The 22,416-nt window shown below is 61.7% G+C and carries 18 protein-coding genes and 1 riboswitch; of the genes, 11 read left to right on the top strand and 7 right to left on the bottom strand.

The annotated features are described in order from the left end of the window. Position 1: 1 nt before the first annotated feature. The 6 genes from KX729_RS14195 to KX729_RS14170 form a co-directional block, all read right to left on the bottom strand. Positions 2 to 1,018, bottom strand: a complete 1,017-nt coding sequence (locus KX729_RS14195) for an ABC transporter permease (protein ID WP_219743102.1) — start codon at positions 1,016 to 1,018, stop codon at positions 2 to 4. A 66-nt stretch (positions 1,019 to 1,084) separates the two neighbouring features. Continuing rightward, entirely contained in the window at positions 1,085 to 2,689 is a 1,605-nt protein-coding gene (locus KX729_RS14190; RefSeq protein ID WP_376775960.1) for an ABC transporter substrate-binding protein, read from the bottom strand. Between the two features lie 335 nt (positions 2,690 to 3,024). Further along, positions 3,025 to 3,918, bottom strand: coding sequence for an alpha/beta fold hydrolase (locus tag KX729_RS14185; RefSeq protein ID WP_219743101.1), 894 nt, complete (start codon positions 3,916 to 3,918; stop codon positions 3,025 to 3,027). Between the two features lie 26 nt (positions 3,919 to 3,944). Further along, complete coding sequence (locus tag KX729_RS14180; protein ID WP_219743100.1) at positions 3,945 to 5,030, bottom strand: tartrate dehydrogenase; 1,086 nt, start codon at positions 5,028 to 5,030, stop codon at positions 3,945 to 3,947. A gap of 20 nt (positions 5,031 to 5,050) precedes the next feature. Beyond that, positions 5,051 to 5,965, bottom strand: a complete 915-nt coding sequence (locus tag KX729_RS14175) for an ornithine cyclodeaminase family protein (protein WP_219743099.1) — start codon at positions 5,963 to 5,965, stop codon at positions 5,051 to 5,053. A gap of 1 nt (position 5,966) precedes the next feature. After that, complete coding sequence (locus KX729_RS14170) at positions 5,967 to 7,109, bottom strand: DSD1 family PLP-dependent enzyme (RefSeq protein WP_219743098.1); 1,143 nt, start codon at positions 7,107 to 7,109, stop codon at positions 5,967 to 5,969. Between the two features lie 89 nt (positions 7,110 to 7,198). Between KX729_RS14170 and KX729_RS14165 the strand changes: the two genes are divergently transcribed. The 11 genes from KX729_RS14165 to KX729_RS14115 all read left to right on the top strand — a co-directional run bounded on the left by KX729_RS14165 (position 7,199) and on the right by KX729_RS14115 (position 20,498). After that, a complete protein-coding gene (locus tag KX729_RS14165) occupies positions 7,199 to 8,113 on the top strand; it encodes a LysR family transcriptional regulator (RefSeq protein WP_219743097.1) in 915 nt (304 codons plus the stop codon). Positions 8,114 to 8,152: 39 nt separating this feature from the next. After that, positions 8,153 to 8,294, top strand: a riboswitch (FMN riboswitch). A 140-nt stretch (positions 8,295 to 8,434) separates the two neighbouring features. Continuing rightward, positions 8,435 to 8,920, top strand: coding sequence for a 6,7-dimethyl-8-ribityllumazine synthase (locus KX729_RS14160; RefSeq protein ID WP_219743096.1), 486 nt, complete (start codon positions 8,435 to 8,437; stop codon positions 8,918 to 8,920). A gap of 183 nt (positions 8,921 to 9,103) precedes the next feature. Continuing rightward, the gene (locus KX729_RS14155) at positions 9,104 to 10,381 is read left to right on the top strand and encodes a hydroxymethylglutaryl-CoA reductase (protein WP_219743095.1); all 1,278 of its coding nucleotides are present in this window, start codon (positions 9,104 to 9,106) and stop codon (positions 10,379 to 10,381) included. Beyond that, a complete protein-coding gene (locus tag KX729_RS14150; protein ID WP_219743094.1) occupies positions 10,378 to 11,328 on the top strand; it encodes a UbiA family prenyltransferase in 951 nt (316 codons plus the stop codon). Before KX729_RS14155 ends, KX729_RS14150 begins: the two co-directional genes overlap by 4 nt. After that, positions 11,325 to 13,775, top strand: a complete 2,451-nt coding sequence (locus KX729_RS14145; RefSeq protein ID WP_219743093.1) for a PEP/pyruvate-binding domain-containing protein — start codon at positions 11,325 to 11,327, stop codon at positions 13,773 to 13,775. Before KX729_RS14150 ends, KX729_RS14145 begins: the two co-directional genes overlap by 4 nt. Then, complete coding sequence (locus KX729_RS14140) at positions 13,772 to 14,869, top strand: BtaA family protein (RefSeq protein WP_219743092.1); 1,098 nt, start codon at positions 13,772 to 13,774, stop codon at positions 14,867 to 14,869. Before KX729_RS14145 ends, KX729_RS14140 begins: the two co-directional genes overlap by 4 nt. Beyond that, entirely contained in the window at positions 14,866 to 16,200 is a 1,335-nt protein-coding gene (locus KX729_RS14135) for a diacylglycerol/polyprenol kinase family protein (RefSeq protein WP_219743091.1), read from the top strand. Before KX729_RS14140 ends, KX729_RS14135 begins: the two co-directional genes overlap by 4 nt. Then, positions 16,197 to 17,051: a hypothetical protein gene (locus KX729_RS14130; protein WP_219743090.1), complete on the top strand. Its 855-nt coding sequence runs from the start codon at positions 16,197 to 16,199 to the stop codon at positions 17,049 to 17,051. The genes KX729_RS14135 and KX729_RS14130 overlap by 4 nt, the downstream gene beginning before the upstream one ends. Beyond that, a complete protein-coding gene (locus KX729_RS14125; protein WP_219743089.1) occupies positions 17,048 to 18,463 on the top strand; it encodes an AMP-binding protein in 1,416 nt (471 codons plus the stop codon). The genes KX729_RS14130 and KX729_RS14125 overlap by 4 nt, the downstream gene beginning before the upstream one ends. A 53-nt stretch (positions 18,464 to 18,516) precedes the next feature. Then, positions 18,517 to 19,020: a TetR/AcrR family transcriptional regulator gene (locus tag KX729_RS14120; RefSeq protein ID WP_219743088.1), complete on the top strand. Its 504-nt coding sequence runs from the start codon at positions 18,517 to 18,519 to the stop codon at positions 19,018 to 19,020. A gap of 710 nt (positions 19,021 to 19,730) precedes the next feature. Continuing rightward, the gene (locus KX729_RS14115; RefSeq protein WP_219743087.1) at positions 19,731 to 20,498 is read left to right on the top strand and encodes an SDR family NAD(P)-dependent oxidoreductase; all 768 of its coding nucleotides are present in this window, start codon (positions 19,731 to 19,733) and stop codon (positions 20,496 to 20,498) included. Positions 20,499 to 20,646: 148 nt separating this feature from the next. On the opposite strand, the gene KX729_RS14110 is transcribed toward KX729_RS14115, so the two are convergent. After that, positions 20,647 to 22,401, bottom strand: a complete 1,755-nt coding sequence (locus tag KX729_RS14110) for a sulfatase (protein WP_246617577.1) — start codon at positions 22,399 to 22,401, stop codon at positions 20,647 to 20,649. Between the last annotated feature and the right edge of the window lie 15 nt (positions 22,402 to 22,416).

Genomic DNA, 22,416 nt, shown 5'->3' with positions numbered 1-22,416 from the left:
ATCACCGCGTCCTCGGATCGAAGATCTTGTAGAGCGCGTCGGACAGCAGGTTCAGCGCGATGAAGATGATGCCGACGAGCAGCACGCAGGTCATGACAGCGTTCATGTCGCCGATCAGCATGTTGTTGGTGATGTACTGGCCAAAACCCGGCCAGGAGAACACGGTCTCGATCAGCACCGCGCCTTCGAGCAGGCTGCCATAGGCAAGTGCCACGATTGTCACCAGCTGCACGCGGATATTGGCGAATGCATGGTGCCAAATGGTGCGGCCCTTGGAGAGGCCCTTCACCCGCGCCGTGGTGATATATTCCTGGTTCAGCTGGTCCAGCATGAAGCTGCGGGTCATGCGGGTGATATAGGCCATTGACGAATAACCGAGGATGCTGGCCGGCAGGAGAAGATGGTTCACCGCATCCCAGAAGACTTCCATGTCTCCCGCAATCAGCGCGTCGATCAGCACGAAGCCGGTCGTTTCCGGAACGAGACCGATATAATAATCCGACAGACGCCCGCCGCCGCCGACGAGATCGAGCGCGGCATAAAAGATGATCAGGCCGATCATGCCGGTCCAGAAGATCGGCATGGAATGGCCGATCAGGGTGAGGAAACGGATGACGTGGTCGACCGGCTTGTTGCGGCGCACGGCGGCGAGAATGCCGAGCGGAATGCCGAGACCGGCCCCGACGATGATCGCGAAGGTCGCAAGCTCGATCGTCGCCGGCATGACATGCAAGATGTCGTTGATGACCGGCTGGCCGGTGCGGATCGAAGTGCCGAAATCGCCGTGCAACAGATCGTTCACATACCGGAAGAACTGCTGCCAGAGCGGCAGGTCGGCGCCGATCCGTTCCGCGACCATGTTATACGTCGCCTGGTCGGCCTCTTCGCCGACGATGGCGCGGACCGGATCGACCGGCATCAATCGTCCGATGCAGAAGGTCAGGATCAAGAGCCCGATCAGGGTTGCCAGGATCGTGCCGGCCTGCCGCGTGAAAGCGGTGAGACGCTCGTTAGTCATAGTGCTTCCTCAGGATCGCCGTATTCCTTGCGGCGCGCCGGAAAGCGCGCCGCAGCGACAAGACGATTATCGTTCTTTCTTGACCGTGCGCAGCTGGGTCGACCAGGACGGGTTCAGCTCCAGACCCTTGATATCGGCGCGATACCCGACGCTGTCGACCACTTCCGAGAAGGGCTGGATCGCCGGCATCATGTCCGCATAGTAGTTTTGGATATCCTGGTATTCCTTGACCTGCTTGTCCTTGTTGCCTTCGACGAGGGCGTCATCGATCATCCTGTTGATCTTCTCGTCATAGAAGGACGTGCGCCAGCCCTGAAAATTGGTGAGCTTCGCCTCATCCGCATTGTTCGGATTGTAGACGATGGCGCGGAAGTTCGAGTCCGGATGCGGCAGCTGACCGCCGCCGCCACGGCCGACGACGAGCTCGTACTTGCGCTCGCGCATCGCGCCATAAACCTGGTCGCCGGAGCCGGTGAGAATCTCAGCCTTGATGCCGGCTTGCGCCAGCGTCGCCTGGATGGCGGTCGCAAGGCTCATGAACGGCACGTCGGAAATGGCGCGCAGCGTCGTCGAAAAGCCGTTTGGATAACCGGCTTCCGCCAGCAGCGCCTTGGCCTTCGTGACATCGAGCTTGTAGCCGGCATTCGGCAGCGCGCCGAACACGCCCTGCGGGACCGGACGGTCACGCAACTTGCCAAAGTAAGGCAGCACGCTGTCGTTCAGGCCCTGATAGTCGATCAGGTAACGCAGCGCCTCGCGGACCTTCGGCTTCTGGAACTTCTCGTCCTTCATGGAAACGGCGAGGTAATAGAAGCCGCTGCCGCCGTTGGTCTGGATCTTGACGTTCTTGTTGGCTTCGAGAGCCTTCAGGTCGGCAGCCGACATGGAGAAGGCAACGTCGATATCGCCCTTTTCCAGCATCAGTCGCTGGCTCTGGGATTCGGCCAGATGGCGCATCATGATGCGGCGCATTGCCGGCTTTTCGCCCCAATATTTGGCGTTCTGCTCAAGGATGACGCGCTCGTTGGACTGCCAGGAGCCGAGCGTGAAGGGGCCGGAGCCGGCGGAATTGTTGGTGAGCCAGGCCGCACCCTGATCGCCATTCTTCTCGTTCGCCATGACCGTCTTCTGGTCGAGGATAGAGCCTGGCCCGACGATGCCGAGCGTCTGGACGATGATTTCCGGATCGACCTTCTTCGGCAGCGTGACGACGACGGTGCTGTCGTCAGGCGCGGTGAAACTCGCATCCGCATTGGCGGCGGAGAAGCCGTGGGTCTTCAGGAACGACGCCTGCGCGAGGTTCAGCTTCATCAGGCGTTTGAAGGACCAGACGACATCGGCAGACGTGACCGGATTGCCCGAGGCGAAGGTCGCGCCCTTGCGCAGCTTGAAGGTGATCGAGCCGTTATCGTCGGCGATCTTCCAGCTTTCGGCCAGCTGCGGGTCCACCTGGGCGCGATTGACCGCGTTCAGCGACACCAGGTTGTCATATATGTTGGCGAGAACCTGTACGGTCTCCTTACCGGTGATCGCGGCCGGATCGAGCGTCAGGATGTTGTTCATCGAAAAACCGACGACCAGCATGGTCGGTGGGGTTTCGGCATAGGCAGGCTGGAAAAGCAGTGCGGAACCGAGCAGGGCCGGCGCCATAATCTTCATAAGCGGCTTCATGGCCGATCCTCCCTTGGATTGCCGGTTCTCCTCCCGGCAAATAAATAAGACAGGTAAGAGATATGATGTCTTACGACATGTGTCAATCTGATTTGCCGACACCTCTTCCGTGGCCCCACAACAAGTGAGCGGGACACCGCCCCAGTTCGTACTGGGTACGGTCTGAAAATGCAGAGGGGAAGAACGGGCGGGCAGGCCCCGCCCAAGGAGCGCCTGGAAACTCGTGTTGAAGACGGCACGAACAGCGCGACCGCTCTCGGCAAGGTCGCCTTCGTCTTTGAGATAAGGGGATTCCGGTCAATGCCGGTGGGGCGTCGGAGACGCCTTGCTCGCGTTTACAAAGCGGCCTTGAGCGCTTCAAGCAACGCATCGGGTGCCTCTTCCTGCGGGCTGTGTCCGCAATCGATGGCATGTCCGCGCACGTCGATGGCCTTCTCGCGCCAGGTTTCCAGCACGTCATACAGCGCGCCGACCGTGCCGCGACTGCCCCAGAGCGCCGTCAGCGGCGCCGCGACCCTCTTGTCCTTGTCGGCCGCATCGTGCTCCAGATCGATGGTCGCCGCCGCGCGGTAGTCCTCGCAGATCGCATGTCGGGTAGCGGGGTCCGCGTAGCAGCGGCGATATTCGGCCATCACCTGCGGATCGACCGAACCCTCTACCTTGATCTGCCCGGCAATATGCGTGTCGAGGAAAAAATCCGGATCGGCTGCAATCAGCCTCTCCGGCAGAGGATGTGGCTGGATGAGAAAGAACCACCAGAAATACCGCCGCGCAAATTCCATGTCGGTGCGGGCATACATGGTGGCGGTCGGGGCGATATCGATCAGTACCAGTTTTTCAATGGCTTGCGGGTGGTCAAGCGCCATCCGGTGAGCGACCCGCCCGCCGCGGTCATGCCCGACGACGGAAAAGCGATCGAAACCCAGAGCGGCCATGACCTCCAAATGGTCAAGCGCCATGGCCCGCTTCGAATAATTGACATGCCCCGGCCCACCCTCGGGTTTCCAACTGTCGCCGTAGCCGCGAAGATCGGGAGCGATAACGGTGAAATCATTGGCCAGGATGGGTGCGACCTTGTGCCAGGTCAGATGCGTCTGCGGATGCCCGTGCAGGAGTAACAGAGGCCGGCCCGAGCCACTGACCGCAGTGCGGATCGAGCCTTCGTCGGTTTCGATATCGTACCAGCGGAAACCCGGCATGATATCCGTGTGACCTTGCACCTCGCGCATCCTGCTCCCTCCCCTTCAGCCTGCGGCTACTCGATACGCTCCACCACGGCCCGGCCACAGGCATCGGTGGATAACGGACCGCCTAGATCGCGGGTGCGCAGGCTCTGTTCGGCAAGCGTCGCCTCGATGGCGCGCATGACGGCAACGGCGGCTTCCTCCTCGCCCAGATGTTCGAGCATCATCTTGGCCGCCCAGATCTGGCCGATCGGGTTGGCGATCATCCTGCCGGCGATATCCGGCGCCGATCCATGCACCGGCTCGAAGAGCGACGGAAACTTCCGTTCCGGATTGATATTGCCGGACGGCGCAATGCCGATCGTCCCGGTGCAGGCCGGCCCGAGATCGGAGAGGATATCGCCGAACAGGTTGGAGGCGACGACGACGTCGAAACGGTCGGGGTTCAGCACGAAATGCGCGCAGAGAATATCGATATGGTACTGGTCAACCTCGACGCCGGGATAGCGCTTGGCGGCCTCCGCGAAGCGTTCGTCCCAATAGGGCATGGTGATCGAGATGCCATTCGATTTGGTCGCCGAGGTCACCTTACGGCGCGGTCGCTTCTGCGCCAATTCGAAGGCGAAGTTGAGGATGCGATCGACACCGATCCGCGTCATGACAGTTTCCTGTATGACAACTTCGCGATCCGTGCCGGGGAACATCCGGCCGCCGATCGAGGAATATTCGCCCTCGGTGTTTTCCCGCACGACGTAAAAATCGATGTCTTCCGCCTTGCGGCCAGCGAGCGGCGCCGGCACGCCGGGCATCAGCTTGACGGGGCGAAGGTTGACATACTGGTCGAATTCCCGCCGGAACTGGATGAGCGAACCCCAGAGCGAAATATGATCCGGGACTGCCGCCGGCCAGCCGACCGCGCCGAAGAAGATCGCATCATGTGTTTCGATCTGCGCCTTCCAGTCCGTCGGCATCATCGTGCCGTGCTTGGCGTAATAATCGCAGGAGGCGAAATCGAAGTGGTCGAGCTGGAGATCGAAGCCATAGCGTTTGGCGGCGGCTTCGAGAACCCGCACGCCTTCCGGCATGACTTCCTTGCCGATACCGTCGCCGGCAATGACGGCGAGCCTGTGGGTGCGTTTGGTGAGGCGATCGGTCATCGGTTTCTCCTGAAATGGATTTATCCGCGAAGGCGGATGACCGCCTCGGCCATGTAGAGGTCCTGCAGTGAAATGCCGGAGCTGTCGAAAATGGTGATATCTTCCGCACCTGTCCGGCCGGCGGCCCTGCCGTCCAGCACTTCGCCGATCGCCGTCAGGTCCGCGCCAGCGACCGCATGCTGGAATTCGCCGATGCGGCGCGATTGTTCGGGCAGATCGCAGAACAGGCGGGATGTCGCAAACAGCTCCGGAGGCAGTTCCTGCTTGCCGGTGCGGTCCGATCCCATGCTGGAAATATGGCAGCCCGCCCTCACCCACTCGGCCTTGAACAGCGGTGCTGCTGCCGTCGTGGCCGTGACGATGATATCTGCGGCACGGCATGCCGCTTCCGCATCGGCCCGTTCCGCCGGAAGGCCCTTTTCGCGCAACACGGCGACGAACTTATCCGTTCTTGCCGCATCACGCCCCACGACGAGAACGCGCTGCAATGTCCTGACGCGGGCGATGGCCGCCGCCTCGTATTCCGCCTGATGGCCGGTTCCGAAAAGCGCCAGCACTGCCGCATCTCTTCGAGCGAGCGCGTCGGTCGCCACAGCATCCGCCGCGGCGGTGCGGTAGGCATTCAGCTTGCCGCCCTCAACGATCGCACCGATGCGGCCTTCGGCCTGATCGAATAGCAGCGTGATGGAATTATGCCGCGGCAGGCCCTTGGCGTCATTGGTCGGGAAATACGATCCGACCTTGAGACCCGTGACCCGCTCGTCCGTGGAAGACTTCACGGTAAACCGGTTCTGCGGATCGCTGGCATTTCCGAGCACGACCGGAAAGGAATGCGCTCTTGGCTTGGAGGCAGCGATCAGCGCGGCACGCACCGCCTCGAAGGCGAGTTCATGCGAGGCGATCGCAGCGGATTCCTGTTCGCTGATAAAAATCATCCTACCATCCTCCGAAGCGCGGCCAGACGGCCATGGAACCGCCATCGGCGGGAACGACGTGATAGCGGTCATATTGCGCGGCGGTGGCGCAGGCGTGGTTCGGCAAGATCCGCAGCCGCGTGCCGACCGGCAGATCGGGCGCAACCCCGGATGAGCCGGGACGGACCATGATGACGCCGTGCTCCTGGTTTGCCTGTGAGACGACAAGGTCCGGAATGATCGTGCCGTTCTCGTCGCAGACGAGGCCATAACCCTGATCGACCTTTTGCGGGGCAGTTCCGCGGTCACGCGACATGGCCATCCAGCCTGCATCGACAAGGACCCAGCCGCGCGCCCTCTGGTGGCCGATAACGGTTGCGAGAACCGAGATGGCGATATCCTCGGGCTGGCAGACGCCGATGCCCGCCATGACCAGATCGAAGAAGACATAAACGCCGGCACGCACTTCGGTGACACCGGTCAGGTCGCGGGCGGCATGCGCCGTGGGCGTCGAGCCGACGCTGACGATCGGGCATGGCAAACCGTCCGCTCTCAGCCGCTCGGCTGCAGTAACGACCGCAAGGCGCTCGCGTTCGGCGAAATCGGCATGAGCTTCCGCACCGCTCACGTTATAGCTCTCGCCTGCATGGGTAAGGACACCGCGAAGCGAGCCGCAGCCATAAAGAATGCGGCCGATCGCAAGAAGGGTGGCATCATCATCCGGCTGAACACCACCGCGATGGCCGTCGCTGTCGATTTCGATCAGCGATGGGATCGGGCCTCCCGACTTCGCGGAGGCTTCGGCGACGGCGCGTGCCTGTTCTTCCGAATCGAGGATGATTGTCAGGTCGCATCCGGCATCACGCAGCGCGAGGACCCGATCGAGCTTCTGGGGCGCGATACCGACCGCATAGAGGATGTCGCTGATTCCGGCGGCGGCGAAGACTTCCGCTTCGGCGAGCGTCGAAACGGTGGCCGGACCGTTGCCGCCGGTGAGCAGACGCCCTGCGACATCGACGGATTTGGCGGTCTTGAGATGCGGACGCAAAGAGACGCCGAGCGTTTCCGCGTGCCGGGCGAGCCGCGCGATATTGGCGTTCATCTTCGCTTCGTCCAGCACCAGTGCAGGTGTCTGGAGCGTTTTAAGACCGGTATCGGGCTGCATTGCCGCCTCCTCATCTGTTTAATACTTATTACCATCCCGATGGAAAGTTGCCATTCACGAGATGTGACTTTCGCATTAAGCTATGCTTCATGATCGATCTCGCCGACCTACGCTTCATCCAGGCCGTTTCGCGGGCCCCGTCGCTGGCTGCGACGGCCCGCGCGCTGGATGTCACGCCACCCGCCATCTCGCAGCGGCTGGCGCAGCTGGAGGCCCGGCTCAAGCTGAAGCTCGTGGAGCGAGGAACCGGCGTGCTACGCCTGACGGCTGAGGGCGAGATGATGGCGGCGCGGGCCGATGTGCTGCTGAAGGAGCCTGCCGATCTGGAAGGCGACCTTGCCGGGCGGCGGGGGGCTATGTCGGGTCCGTTGCGCATCGTTGCACCCTTCGGGTTCGGCCGGCTGCATGTCGCGCGGGTGATCGGCAGCTTCTTTCTGCAGAACCCGGAAGTGAGCCCGACGCTGACCCTGACCGACGATCCGCGCGGCGCGATGCGATCGGAAACCTGGGACGTGCTCATCCATGTCGGCCGTCTGCCGGATCTCGAACTCGTTCAGCGCAAGCTCGCCACCAATCGCCGGTTTCTCTGTGCTTCTCCTGGCTATCTCGAAACATCGGGGCGCCCCTCCGCACCGGCGGACCTCAGCCATCACCGTTGCGGCGTGATCCGCGAGAACCAGGCGGACGTGTCGCTCTGGACCTTCAGCGGCCCGGCGAAGAAACGCGTTTCCGTGCGGATACAGCCGGCCTTCGCCAGCAATGACGGCGAGGTGATCCGCGAATGGGCCGTTGCCGGCCTCGGCATCGTCGAGCGGTCCGAATGGAGCGTCGCGGGCGACCTCGCCACCGGCCGCCTGCAGCGCGTGCTGCCCGAATGGTCACTGCCGGATGCGGATATCGTGGCGCTCCTCAATCCGCGCTCCGTGCGGGCAAACCGGGTAGAGGCCTTTCTCGCCCATATGATGGAGACATATGAGCACGGCAAAGCGGCCGGTATCGAATAGACGGGCCTTGCAATTTCCCCTCGGGCCTTCGTATATCGGTATCGTTCTCAGGGCGGGGCGCAATTCCCCACCGGCGGTATCGGAAGCAATTCCGCAGCCCGCGAGCGCCTTCTTCGGAAGGGTCAGCAGATCCGGTGCGATGCCGGAGCCGACGGTATAGTCCGGATGGAAGAGAACACGCAGAGAAAGCCTCTCCGACAAGGAGAGGCCGACCATGCATGTTCGCCCAAGGGAAATTGGGGCTCGGCCGTCGAAACGCGATGGCGATCCCGATCCGAACTTGCCGGGCCACCGGCAATAACCCTTGAAAGGCAAGAGACCATGACCATTGCAGTAAAACCCGGCCAAAAGATCGCCGTCATCCGCGCTCGCTGGCATGCGGATATCGTCGACAACTGCGTCGATGCCTTCGTCACGGAATGGGAAAACCTCGGCGGCAGCCGTGACGACGTGACCATCTTCGACGTGCCCGGTGCGCTGGAAATCCCGCTTCATGCACAGACGCTGATCCGCACCGGACATTACTCGGCCGTTCTCGGCTGCGCCTTCGTCGTCGATGGCGGCATTTACCGCCACGATTTCGTCGCGAGCACCGTGCTCGACGGCATGATGCGCGTGCAGCTCGACACCGGCGTGCCGGTGCTTTCGGCCGTGCTGACGCCGCACAATTTCCAGGAAAGCGAAGCGCATATCCGCTTCTTCAAGGACCATTTCGTCACCAAGGGATACGAAGCGGCGATCGCCTGCAAGTCGATTCTCGCAGCCCGTGCCGATCTGGCCGCCGCTGTGCTGGCCCAAACGGCCTGATCGTTTCCCAAACCCCGCACCGCGACCCCAACTCCACATCTCGGGCTTGGGGTCGCCGGTACTTGTCGATAAGCTCTGAAATCGACGGCCGGAAGAATCGCTAAGAAGCCGCGCTGTTCGCCGGACGATTGTTAACAACTGCCAATTAATCACACATGCAACCTTTCGATGGTGGATGCATCCGTGAACCTACTACCGGCCAATGTCCGGGCGATGCTGGAATCGCTTCGGGAACGTGCAATTTCGACCGATTTCGCAGCACGGCTGCTCGGCAACACGACGCCGCCGGCACGCCGCCTGCGTCCGCGCCAGACAACCGACGCTGAAAGCGTCGCAGGCTTCTGGGCGCGCCTTCGGGAAGACGGATGTGCCGACGATGCCGTGCAGGCGGAACTCGCCGACGCTGCCGCCATCGAGCGTGCCGAAGTCTATGGCGCGAATATCGAAAACTATATCGGCACGGTGAAAATCCCGGTCGGACTGATCGGTCCCTTGCGGGTGAACGGCCTCAACGCCGCCGGCGATTATTTCGTGCCGATGGCGACAAGCGAGGCAGCGCTTGTCGCCTCCTACGGCCGCGGCGCCGAACTTGTATCGGCTGCGGGCGGGGTCACGGCCGCCGTGGTGCAGGAAGGCGTGTTGCGCACGCCGGCCTTCGTCTTCGACAACATGCTGACCTGCGGCCTGTTCGTGAACTGGGTCGCGGACAATACCGATGCGCTGAAGGCGGCCGCCGAAACCACAACGCGGTATGGCAAACTGATCTCCATCGAGCCTTTCATGGACGTCAACGTTGTCTTCCTGCTCTGCCGCTATTCGACCGGCGACGCTGCTGGCCAGAACATGGTGACGGTCGCGACCGAAGCCATGTGCCGCTATATCGTCGAGAACATGCCGGTTCCCGCCGTTCACTGGTTCATCGAGGCGAATTTCTCGGGCGACAAGAAGGCCTCCTATCTTGGCCTCCAGACCGGTCGCGGCCGGAAGGTAACGGCAAGCGTGACCGTTCCCTACGATCTCCTTCGCAAATATCTGCGGGCCGATCCGCAGAAGATGCTGGCCTATGGTCAGGTGGCGGGTCTCGGTGCCGTGCTGAGCGGCCAGCTCGGCGCGCAGGCACATTATGCCAACGGGCTCGCCGCCGTTTATCTGGCAACGGGCCAGGATGCCGCCTGTGTTTCGGAATCGGCCGTCGGCTTCACCCGCATGGAGCCGCGTGACAATGCGCTGTTCTTCTCCGTCACCATGCCGAACATCCTTGTCGGTTCGGTCGGCGGCGGAACAGGCCTGCCGAGCCAATCGGCCGCATTGTCGATCATGGGCTTGAAGGGTGCGGGCAAGGCCGCGGCGCTGGCAGAGGTCACCGCAGCCGTCTGCCTGTGCGGTGAAATCTCGATCATCGCGGCCATAGCGTCCGGCCATTTCACCCGCGCGCACCAGAAGCTGGCGCGGTTCAGATGACGGCTCCCGCGCGGCATCCACAGGCGGATGCGCCACTTGCGCAGCGGCTCTGGCTTTATCAGGCGGAACGTTTTCCGCTTCTCAAGACGTCGATCCTGCTGGCGGTTTTCTCCTCGGCCAGCATCAGCGTCTCGGCTCAGCTTGCAGCCAGGCCACTGCCACCGTTTGTGACCTTTGCCTTCATCTGGCTGGTTACCGTAATCATTTTCTTCCAGATGCGCGCCTGCGATGAATGGAAAGATTTCGAGGACGACCGGCGTTTTCGCCCGGAGCGGCCGATCCCGAGCGGGCTGGTCTCGCTTCGATTGGTCTTGGGCCTAGCCGGCGTCGGTGGCCTGATCGCGCTTGGGCTGACCGCATCCGTTTCCACGGCCCTCATCCTGCCGCTTGCCTTCGTTTGGGCGTGGCTGGCGCTGATGACCTTCGAGTTCTTCGCACCCGATTGGTTGAAGGCGCGACCTTTCCTCTATCTCGTCTCGCATATGGCGATCATGCCGCTGATCGATCTTTTCGTCACGGCCGCGGAATGGCTGCCGGCCGGCTTTTCGCCGCCGCAAGGGCTGTGGCTCTTCCTGCTGTTGAGCTTCACCAATGGCTGCGTGCTGGAAATCGGCCGCAAGGTCTGGGCGCCGGGAAGCGAGCGTGAGGGCGTCGAGACCTATTCGGCTCTGCTCGGCCCCCGCCGCGCCGCTTGGGTTTGGCTGACGCTCTGCGGCTTTGCCTGGCTGCTGCTGGCGGGTGTCGGGCATTTCGTCGGGGCGCTGTTCATCGTTGCCGGCCCGGGTCTTCTGGCGCTTGCTGCCATCGGCTGGGTCGCACGGTCCTTTATCGCTGAGCCGACGCCAGCACGGCAGAAGAAGGTAGATACCACCGCCGGCCTCTGGGTCTTCGTCTGTTATTGCCTGGCGGGCTTTGCGCCGCTCTTGAAACATTGGATGGCTGCATGATCGTCGGGATGCGGGATATCGGTTCGGCAAACCGCGTCGGCGGCAAGGCTGCGGCGCTGATGCGGCTGGCAGACCGGGGCTTTAATGTGCCGCGATTCGCCGCACTGCCGCCGGAAGCCTTTGATGAAAGCGGCATCAGACCGGCGGCGGAAGCGGCTCTGATGGCCGTGTTGCCCGAAATCGGTCCCGGCCCGTTTGCAGCCCGCTCCTCGGCCATGGAAGAGGATGGCGACAAACATTCCCATGCAGGGCAGTTCCTGTCGCTTCTCAATCTCGACGCTGCCGGCTTGCCGAGCGCCTGTGTAAGGGTCTTCGAAAGCGGCAAGCGCGACAGCGTTGCCGGTTACCGCGAACAGCACGGACTTACCGGCGAAGGTGGTGGCACGGCTGTGCTGGTGCAGCAGATGGTCAATGCCCGGGTGGCCGGTGTCACCTTTACCGCCGATCCGGTCAGCGGCAGGCGTGACCGTATCGTCATTTCGGCGATCGCGGGCCTTGGGGACCGGCTGGTGGGAGGCGAGGAGGATGGTGAGACCTATATTCTCGATCGCAGCGGCCGGGTCCTTGACCGGCCTGCTGGAGAAAGTGTCCTGAGTGATACGGACTTGTCCGCCCTCGCCGATCTTGCAGCTAAGGTGGAAGCGGCCTGCGGGAGTCCGCAGGACTTGGAATGGGCCTTCGAGGGAGAGGTACTTTATCTTCTGCAGGCAAGGCCGATCACCACCGCGCTGGCATCCGATGTCATCGACGACGAAACGCTGACCGTCTTCGACAATTCCAACATCATCGAATCCTATCCGGGGCTTGTTTCTCCCCTCACCTATTCCTTCGCGCAATATGCCTATGACCGTGTCTATCGCGCCTTCGTCCGCCTGCTTGGCGTCAACGAACAGGCGATTGCGGAAAATGCCGTTGTCTTCGACAATATGCTCGCCCGCATCGACGGGCGTATCTACTACAATCTGGTGAACTGGTACCGCGCACTGGCGCTGCTGCCGGGCTTCTCGATCAACCGCGCCCATATGGAAACCATGATGGGCGTCGATGAGCCGTTGCCCGCCGAGATTTCCAGCAAAATCGGCCCACCCCCGGCAAAGGGCCTGGCGCTGGTTGCGGCGTGGCTCAGCGTCAGCCGATCTGCCGGCCGGCTTGTCTGGGAAGCACTCCGCATCAAATCGACGACGCGCGGCTTTTATCGCCGGCTAGACAGCTCGCTCAAGGCGCCGCCCGCGACATTGGAAGCAATGCCGCTGACGGCGCTGGCGCGGGAATACCGGCGGATCGAGGCCGAGCTTCTCGACCGGTGGGATGCACCCCTCATCAACGATTTCCTCTGCATGATCGCCTTCGGCGCCTCGCGGAAAATGTTGGAGCGCTGGTGCGGTCCCGAAGGACTGGCGCTGCATAACGACATCATGATCGGCCAGGGAGACATCATCTCCGCCGAGCCCGCTAAGCGTATTCGCCGCATGGCGGCGATGCTGGAGGGCCATGACGAACTGCGCGGCACGCTTGCGGCGGGGAGTGGCGAAGGCCTTTCCGCTCATCCTGATCTTGAACGTGAGGTCGCGGCCTATCTTGCAAAGTTTTCAGACCGTTGCACGGAAGAGCTGAAGCTTGAATCCGTGACGCTGGACCGCGATCCGACGCCACTCTATCGCGCCATTGCCGCCGGGAGCGGTACTCACCATGCGATGACCAGCCGTGGCATGGAGGCGATCGATACGCTGCTCAAGGACCGGCCGGTGAAGAAATTCATCGCCCGGCATGTCATTTCCTGGACCAAGGCACGTGTCAGCGGGCGCGAAAACCTGCGTTTCGAACGCACCCGCATTTTCGGCCGTGCCCGACATCTGTTCCGCGCCGTCGGCCGCCAGTTCCAGGCCTATGGGCTGATCCAGGATGCGGACGACATCTATTTCCTGACGGTCCAGGAAATTCTCGGCACGATCGAAGGTTTTGCCGTTTCGACCGATCTTGCCGGGCTTGTGAAGCTGCGCCGTGCCGAAATGGAAGAGGCCGCCAAGCTCCCCGATCCGGGCCGGCGGCTTACCGTTCGCGGCGCTGCGCGGGCCAGTCGTGGGGTCGACAGTTCTACGCCCGCCAGCATTGCCGCAGGCGATACGGCAACCGAGCGTACCGGAACCGGCTGCAGCGCCGGCGTGATGACGGCACGTGCCCGCGTCATCCGCGATCCGCGGACGGAAGCGCTTGCCAAGGGCGATATTCTCATCGCACATCACACCGATCCGGGCTGGATCGCCGTGTTTTCGAATGCCTCTGCCATTGTCGTCGAGCGGGGCAGCCTGCTGTCACATTCGGCGATCGTTGCCCGCGAGCTTGGCATTCCCTGCGTGGTCGGCATCAAGGGCGCGATGGACTGGGTTATCGATGGCGAGACGATCGAAGTGGATGGCGGGACCGGCCGCGTGAGGAGGATGGCATGAGCGGTGCGGATATCGCCAGGCGAGCGAATTTCGACGATATCCGATACGCGCAGCTCTGGGAGGATGCCGATGTGCTGGTGGACGCACTTGGCGACCAGCCTGGCAAGACCCTGGTATCGATCTGCTCGGCTGGCGACAATGCGCTTGCCATGCTGACGCTCGACCCTGCCCGTGTCGTGGCGATCGATCTTTCACCAGCGCAGATCGCCTGCCTGTCGATCCGCATTGCGGCCTATCGCACGCTCAATCATACGGCCTTTCTCGAGCTTCTCGGAGCGCGACCCTCCACCCGACGTGGAGAGTTGCTGGATAGGGTTGCGCGGGAGCTTGATACCGATACCGCCAGGTTCTGGACGGCGCGGCGTGTTGAGGTGGAGAAATACGGAATAGGTGGCGTCGGCAAATTCGAACGTTATTTCCGTATCTTCCAGACAAGACTTCTGCCGCTGGCTCAGACACGCTCGACCATCGACGAGGTGTTCCGCTCGAAGCCGCCTGCCGCACGTGCGGCCTTTTTCGAAAGCCGCTGGAACAACTGGCGCTGGAAGCTGCTGCTCAAATTCTTCTTCTCCAATTTCGTGATGGGCAGGCTCGGGCGCGATCCGGCCTTCTTCGACCACGTGGAAGGGTCACTGGCGGAACATGTCGCCAGCCGCCTCTGGCATGCCGGCGTCGATCTCGATCCGGCCGACAATCCCTACCTTCACTATATCCTCAAGGGTCACCACGGAACCGCGTTGCCACTCGCCTGGCGGGCGGAGCATTTCGACACGATCCGCACACGGCTCGACCGGCTCGACATACGCTGCGGTGCGCTGGAGAGTTTCGTCGCATCCGGAGAGAAAGCGGACGGTTTCAATCTCTCGGACATTTTCGAATATATGGACGAGCGGATCTTCGCCGATGTCTATGGCTCGATCCTTGCGGCATCGAACCCGGATGCCCGGCTCGTCTACTGGAACATGATGGTGCCGCGACGCATGCCGAAAGAACATGCCCATCGCGTCGAGCGGCTGACATCCGTCGAAGAAAAAGGCAAGGCGAACGACAAGGCCTTCTTCTATTCCGATTTCGTGGTGGAGCGGGTGCTGTGAGCGAGAGCGTGCCGGTCAACTGGTGGGAGATCGGCCTCGTTCCGGTTGTCATCCTCGCCATCCTGGCATTGATGGCCACCGTTCGCCATGTCGCTCGCAGCTTCGCGCTTTCCGCCGAGATGCAGCGCAAGATCATTCACGTCGCGGTCGGTACATCCTCGCTGTTCTTCCCGCTGGTCTTTTCCAGCCCCCTGCCCGTGATCGTGCTGATCATCTGCGCACTGATCGTGATGTTCTGGCTCAGATGGTTCGGCCGACAATCCGGCGGGCTTGGCGACGTGCTGCACTCCGTCAAACGCGCCTCCTATGGCGAGATCTATCTGGCGCTTTCGGTCGCCTTTCTCTTCCTGATGTCGCAGGGCGCGCCGGTTCTTTATGTGCTGCCCCTTCTGGTTATCACGTTGTCGGACACCGCCTCCGCGCTGGTCGGTACGAGCTATGGGCGGATGCGCTTTGCTGTCTCAGACGGCTCGAAGAGCTATGAAGGCGTCATCGCCTTCTTCACGGTGACCTGGATCTGCGGCATGATCGTGCTGCTCCTGATGAGCGATACGGCCCGCCTCAACGTCATCGTTCTCTCCTTCCTGATCGCCGGCTTCTGCGCGCTGGTGGAAGCGGATTCCTGGCGCGGGCTCGACAATCTCTTCGTCCCGATCGGGGCGCATTTGCTGCTTGCCCGGCATATCGGAACCGATCCGATCATGCTTCTCGTCGTCAGCGCCGCCTTCGTCATCGCGGTTGCGGTGGCGATCCGCTATTCGGCCCGGCTCGGAATTTCGAGACATGCGGCGCGCGCCTTTACGATCAACCTCTTTCTGCTTCTGGCGGTCACCTCGCCCATCAATGCCGTCCTGCCCATGATTGCCATCGCGGCGCATGTGCTGGCGCGCCGGAACAACCCGTGCCGCAGCAAGACTCCCGATCTAGACCTTCTGGCCGCGTCGACCGGTGTCAGCCTCCTCTGGCTGTTTGCGGGAAGCGCGCTCGGGACCAGCGTTATCGTCCTCTTCAATATTACCTTCGTCGGCGTGGCGGTGATCCTTGCCGTTCTCGCAGTGATGGGAGACGGGATGAGCCGGCGCTGGCTTTTCGCATTGGTGGCTTTTCTTGTCGTCGTCGGGATTGTCGCCACCGGCGTGATCCGCGCTAATCCGGTTGCAGTCCAATGGTACGATCCCATCTGGCCGCCGGTCGTGGCTGAAATCGTCATTGCCGTGACCGGCGCCTTTGCGCTTCGCAGCTGGTTTGCCAAATGGCGCGCACCAAAAGCCTTCGGCATCGCGCTGATCCTGCCCGTCATCCTCTTCGTCGTCGATGGAGTGCTGAAATGAACAAGCCCGAACTGATCACATTGGACGGCGCCTCCGCCCGCGTCTACCGCCAGAGCCCGGCGCTCGACGGGATGAAGGCCATGGCGATCGGTGGCGTGAGGATTTCCGAGCCGGAGGCCGGGCTGGCGCTGCTCGAAAGCATCATCGGCAAGGCACGCGACGAAGGTTTCGAGGCGCTGATCGGTCCGCTCGACGGCGACACCTGGCACAGCTACCGTCTCGTGACTGACAGCGACGGTTCAGCGCCCTTTCTGATGGAGCCGACCAGCGGGCCGCACGATTTTGTCGTCTTCGAAAAAGCAGGCTTTACGGCGGTTTCGCGCTACATTTCGTCCACCGCCCGGCTGGAGGATACGATCGGCCCCGAGCCGGTGCAGGTAGACGGCGTGACGGTCAGCGCCTGGGACGGCAAGGACGGTGAAAAGCTGATCCGGCATCTGTTCGAGATGTCGAGCGGTTCGTTTGCCCGCAACCGCTTCTTCACGCCGATCGGCTTTGATGCCTTCATGGATATCTACAAGCCGATCATGCCCTTCATCGATCCACGGCATGTGCTCTTCGCTCATGGTGACGACGGCAGCTTGAAGGGCTTCCTGTTCGGCACGCCGGATCATTTCGCCAAGGACGGCAAACCCGCGGCGATCCTGAAGACTTACGCTAGTGGTATGCGCGGTGTCGGCCATCTTCTCGCCGATACCTATCACCGCCGCGCGCTGGAGCTCGGTTTCGAGAGGGTCATCCACGCCCTCATCCATGAGGACAACACCTCCCGCCAGCGCAGCGAAATGCATGGCGCAAAAATTTTCCGTCGTTATGCACTGATGGGCCTCAAACTCTCCGACCGGCCATGAACCTGATCTCCACCTTCATCGACACCGCCGGGCGGCTGGGCGACCGGGTCGCCATCGTCGAGGGGTCGGGCAGGCGCATCACATTCTCGGCGCTCGCCGAACGCTCCGCAGAGGTCGCCGGCACCTGGTCACGGCTCGGGATCGGCAAGGGTGACAGGGTGTTGATCGCCATGCCGGTCGGCATCGATCTTTACACCACGATTGCAGCGCTGTGGCGGCTCGGCGCGACGATCGTCTTTCCGGAGCCCGCCCTTGGTTTGTCCGGACTGAAGCATGCTGTGGGGATGACGAAGCCAAAGGCGGTCGTCACCGCCGGCTGGTACCGGTTGCTGCCTTATCTCGTCCCCGCGCTGTGGAGCATTCCCGGGCGATTGACGATCCCGACCAAGGCGGAAGCCCGTAATGTCTTAGAAACGGTCGGCCACGATCACCCGGCACTCATCTCCTTCACCAGCGGTTCGACCGGCATGCCCAAGGGCATTTCCCGCAGTCACGGATTTCTCGCAGCCCAAAATGCCTGTGTCGCGCAGATGCTGGCGACGTCGAACGAGGAGGAACGCGACCTTGTCGCTTTCCCGGTTTTCGTCATCGCCAACATGGCGCTCGGCATCACCTCCGTATTGCCGAACTGGAAATCGAAGCAGCCGGAAAAGGCGACCTCCGAAGGAATATCAAGCCTCGTCGCGCGGGAGAAAATCACTCGGGCCCTGATACCGCCAGTCATCTGCGATACGCTTGCCCGCGGCGGCATAGACCCCGGCCTTTCGGCGATCTTCACCGGTGGCGGGCCGGTCTTTCCCGATCTGATGCAGACGATGCGACAAGCAATGCCGGATACAGCGGTAATGGCCGTGTATGGCTCGACCGAAGCAGAACCGATCGCGCACCAGCAGGTGGAAGACATCACCGCTGACGACTGGCAGAGGATGGAAACGGGCGGCGGCTTACTGGCGGGACATCCGATCGAGCAAACGCGAGTGCGGATCATCGACGACGAGATCGTCGTCACCGGCGATCACGTCAACAAGGGCTATCTCGAAGGCCGGGGCGACGGCGAGAACAAGTTGAGGATCGACGGGGAGATCTGGCATCGCACCGGGGACGCAGGCAGGCTGGATGAAAAGGGCAGGCTCTGGCTGCGGGGCCGGCTTTCTGCCAAGGCAGGTAACGTCTATCCGTTCGAGGTGGAGGTCGCGGCCCGCACATGGCCCGGCGTTCGGCGTGTCGCCCTCGTGCCGAATACCGATCCGCCGGTCGTGGCGGTAGAGGGTGACGAACCTTCTCCCGGCCTATGGCGCATGAAAGGGGCGGAAATCGGCGTTGCCGATGTCCGAAACGTACCGGTCATCCCTCTCGACCGTCGTCATCGCTCGAAGATCGATTACGCCGTGCTGCGGGACATGTTGCGCTGATTGATTCCGGATAGGGAAAACTCTATCTACCGAAAGATAGAGCGAGATAGATCATGAACGACATTGCCGAAGCCATCATGAATGCAGCTGAGCGACGCATCCGCGACGCGGGTTACAATGGGTTCAGCTTTCGCGAGATCGCAGCGGATGTCGGTGTCAAAAGCTCCAGCGTCCACTATCATTTCCCGACGAAAGAGCGGCTGGCGGCAGCGGTCGCACGCCGATACACGGAGCGGTTTCAGGCTGCAGTCATCGCAGAATGCGAGGCGGGCGCCGATACTGCCGAAGCATGGAAACGGGTCTTCCGCCGCACAATCGTCGAAGACGGGCAGACGTGCCTGTGCGGTGCGCTTGGTGCTGCGGCCCGCGATCTTCCGCAAGAGGTCGCAGTCGAGGTAAAACGGTTCTTCACGAGTGGGATCGAGATGCTGACCGATGGGGGTATAGAGAGAGGCAACGCAATCAAATTGTTTGCCACTCTCGAGGGCGCAATGCTGGTGGCCAATACGCTTGGCGACACCGGTGCTTTCGACGAGGCGATGGCGGCAGCGCGATAACGAAACTGCCGTCGGGCTGCCGCCAGCCGGCTCCACACTCGCCCTGTTGACCCTCAGGTTTGAGAAATCGAGCCGTACCATGCACCGGTCGCCAAGAGGCTCATACCGTTTGTTGCAGACAAATGCCCGGCGTTTGGACGGTAGCTTCAGCCGATCGACATCGACGATATCCAATGCACGGCTATGGGTCGCAGGCCGTTGCGGCATGACGGGGCGAATCACCATCCTCCTTTATCGGATCGATATCCCAGACCTCCGGTCCCTCGACGGACAGAGAGAATGGCATCGTCCGATACATCCAGGTGGCGTAGCTGCCGAATTAGATGTGGTCGAGCGGATCCAGAGGCGTTTCCAGGCTACGACCCGCAGACGAAGGACGCGGATAAAGGCTGGGGCTGGTTAGTCCGGTCGCTGCCGTTGTGTCGTCGAGTGACGTGTTTTTGATATCCCCGCTTCCAGAAACATCGCGCGTGGTTAGCAGATTTCGGCCGGATTGAATATTCGGGGCCGTACCACCTCTCTTTCCAGTCTCTGTATTTTCAGCCAGGTATCCGCTGCAACACCCTCTTCAGGTTTGCTTCCCGATAGACCTTTGCAAGGCGAAAACCGCTTTGCAGCCTCTTATCTATCTTTCGATAGATAGAGGCTTGCAATTTCCGAAGTGCGCCGCTAAAGAAATTCTATCTACTGATAGATAGAAGGAGATACGCATGCGTTTTGAAAATAAGGTCGTGGCCATCACCGGTGGCGGTTCGGGTATCGGCAAGGAAGTGGCGAGCCGGTTCGTGGCTGAAGGAGCGAGGGTTGTCATCAACGGCCGCGACGAGGCTAAGCTGCAAGCTGCGGCCAACGAGATTGATCCCAGCGGGCGAAATATCATTGTCGCGGCAGGCGATATTGCCAATCCGGCCACCGGTGTCGCTCTGGTCGAAGCCGCCGTCTCGCGCTTCGGCAAACTTGATATCCTCATCAACAATGCCGGCGTGTTCAATCCAAAGCCGTTCATCGAACTGACCGAAGCGGATTACGACTGGTATCTGGACACGATCCTGAAGGGCAAATTCTTCACTGCGCAGGCCGCGGCCAAGGCGATGAAGGACAAAGGCGGCGTCATCGTCCAGACCGGATCGATGTGGGCAATCCAGGCGATCGGCGCGACACCTTCGGCGGCCTATTCCGCCGCCAATGCGGGCGTACATGCCATGGTTCGCAACCTGGCGATCGAGCTTGCGCCCTACAAGATCCGCATCAATGCGGTGGCGCCCGCCGTCGTCGAAACGCCGGTCTACAACACTTTCCTGTCGAACGATCAGGTCAAGGAAGTGCTGCCGACCTTCAACGCCTTCCATCCGCTCGGCCGCAACGGCCAGCCGCGTGATGTGGCAGACGCGATCCTCTTCCTGGCATCCGAACAGTCGTCTTGGATCACCGGCACGGTTTTGCCGGTCGACGGTGGCGTCACCGCCGGCCGCCACTGAGGGGGCAGCTCATGAGGTACATGCAGGACTGGAATGCCGCCCGCGTCTTCGATGCGACCGAGGCTCTGCCGAAGACCTCCTAAAATAACTAGGCAGCGGGGTTATCAAGCCTCGCTGCCTTTCAAAAACGTTTTTCCGTCAGCGCCGATCAGGCCGCTTCAGCAGCACCATCGAACTGCCGTAGCATATCCACGGTAATCACCGGCATCACGAACGACAGATGCCAAGGCGTCAGCTGGCCGAAGCGATCGAGCAGGGACGACGTCAGCTCTAAGTGAAATGTCTCCACGAACCGGGTCGCGAACCGCGCATCGCGAGCGATCTCCTTGAGCGGAAGAGCCACGCAGCCCCGATAGCTCGCCAGATCGTCGTTTCGCTGAGGCAGTTTCTGGCCATTCTCCACCTGCGCCCATTGACGTTTGATCAACAGGTGCTCGCCGCAGATTTCACCCGTTGACGGCAGGCCCAGCCGTTCGAACTGCGAGGCCGGGGCATGGTTGGCGCGCATGGCCGCGACGAGGAGGCCCGCCATACGCGCTTCCACCTCTTCGTCATGAAGAGGCGTCCTCTGTTTGGGATCGTTCTTTAGATCGAAGAGCAGGGTTCCGAACAGAAAGGGATTGCCGAGCGCTCTGGCCGGCAGCCGCATGACCTGCACATCTTTGGTGAAGGGCAGCGGTCCTGCAAGCGAGATGCTCCTGAGTTCCGCCGGCGCGAAGCGATGGTCCATATGCGTCGGCATCAGCGTATATTGCTCGAGCGGCTGGTTTTCCGGCGTCACGCAGGCACGCATATAGACGTAGCGCCCGTCCGTGATACAGACATGCCCGCCATGGCTGCCGAACAGGCCTGCCTCTCGCACCCTGTCGTAGGCGGAAATAACGCCGGAGAGCGGCTTGCCCTGCATGTCCGGCGTTGGCGAAACGCCGAAGAAATCCAGAAGGGTCGGGCCGAAATCGATGGTCTGGACCAGGCTTGAGCGTCGCTCGTCTTTCACATGCAGGCGCGGATCCCAGACGAAGAGCGGCGTGTGGATGTTTTCCTCATACCAGGGCTGCACGTTCTTGCCCCACCAGCCGCGCTCGCCGAGCAGCAGCCCATGGTCGGTGCAGACGATCAGCATCGTGTCATCCCACAGCCCATGCTCGTCCATAGCATCCAGAACCCGGCCGAGACTGTCGTCACACATGCTGAGAAGGGCGGCATATTCCATCCGCGCATGCTCGACTTCATCCGGGTTCTCGGTCACGGCCCGGTAATCCGGCCAGTCGAAATGCGGGCCGTTATAGTCGTGCGGATAGCGCTCCTTGTGGCGATCGTAGCTGAAGAAGGGCTCGTGCGGATCGAAACATTCGATCTGCAGGAACCAGCGATCCTCGGCGTGATTGGTCGCGATGAACTCGACGCCGGCGTTGAACGTCCTGGTTTGCGGATGATCGGCGATATCGGTCATGTACTGCCTGTTCACCCAGTCCTGCCGCCAGAGGCCGCCCGAGCGCCAGCTGACAGTCTCGGGGACCGGCGGATCGCCGACATGCCCCTTCCAGCGATCGCCTTCCTGGCCGCGGGAGAATTCATAGCTGCTGTAGCGGTTGTGATAGGTGGCGCCGCCGTCTTCCCAATAGTGCTGATGGTCGGTGACGAGATGGGTGTAGACGCCACTGGCGCGCAGCATTTCCGGCATGGAATCGTCGAAAGGCTCGAGCGGCCCCCAGGAGCGGTGCAGGAAATTGTAGCGGCCGGTATGCAGTTCGCGGCGGGCCGGCATGCAGGGCATGCTGCCGCCGTAACAATTGTCGAACGTGACGGTGCGCTGTTGCAGGCGGCGGAAATTGGGAAGGTCATTCCAGTCGGCACCATAGGCAGGCAGGAACCTGCGATTGAGGGTGTCGAACATGATCATGATCGCTTTCAAATC

The sequence above is a fragment of the Neorhizobium populisoli genome, assembly GCF_019430945.1.
In the GTDB taxonomy this organism is placed as follows: domain Bacteria; phylum Pseudomonadota; class Alphaproteobacteria; order Rhizobiales; family Rhizobiaceae; genus Neorhizobium; species Neorhizobium populisoli.
The sequence above is the reverse complement of the archived record's forward strand: the minus strand, read 5'-3'. Positions and strand labels throughout refer to the sequence as shown.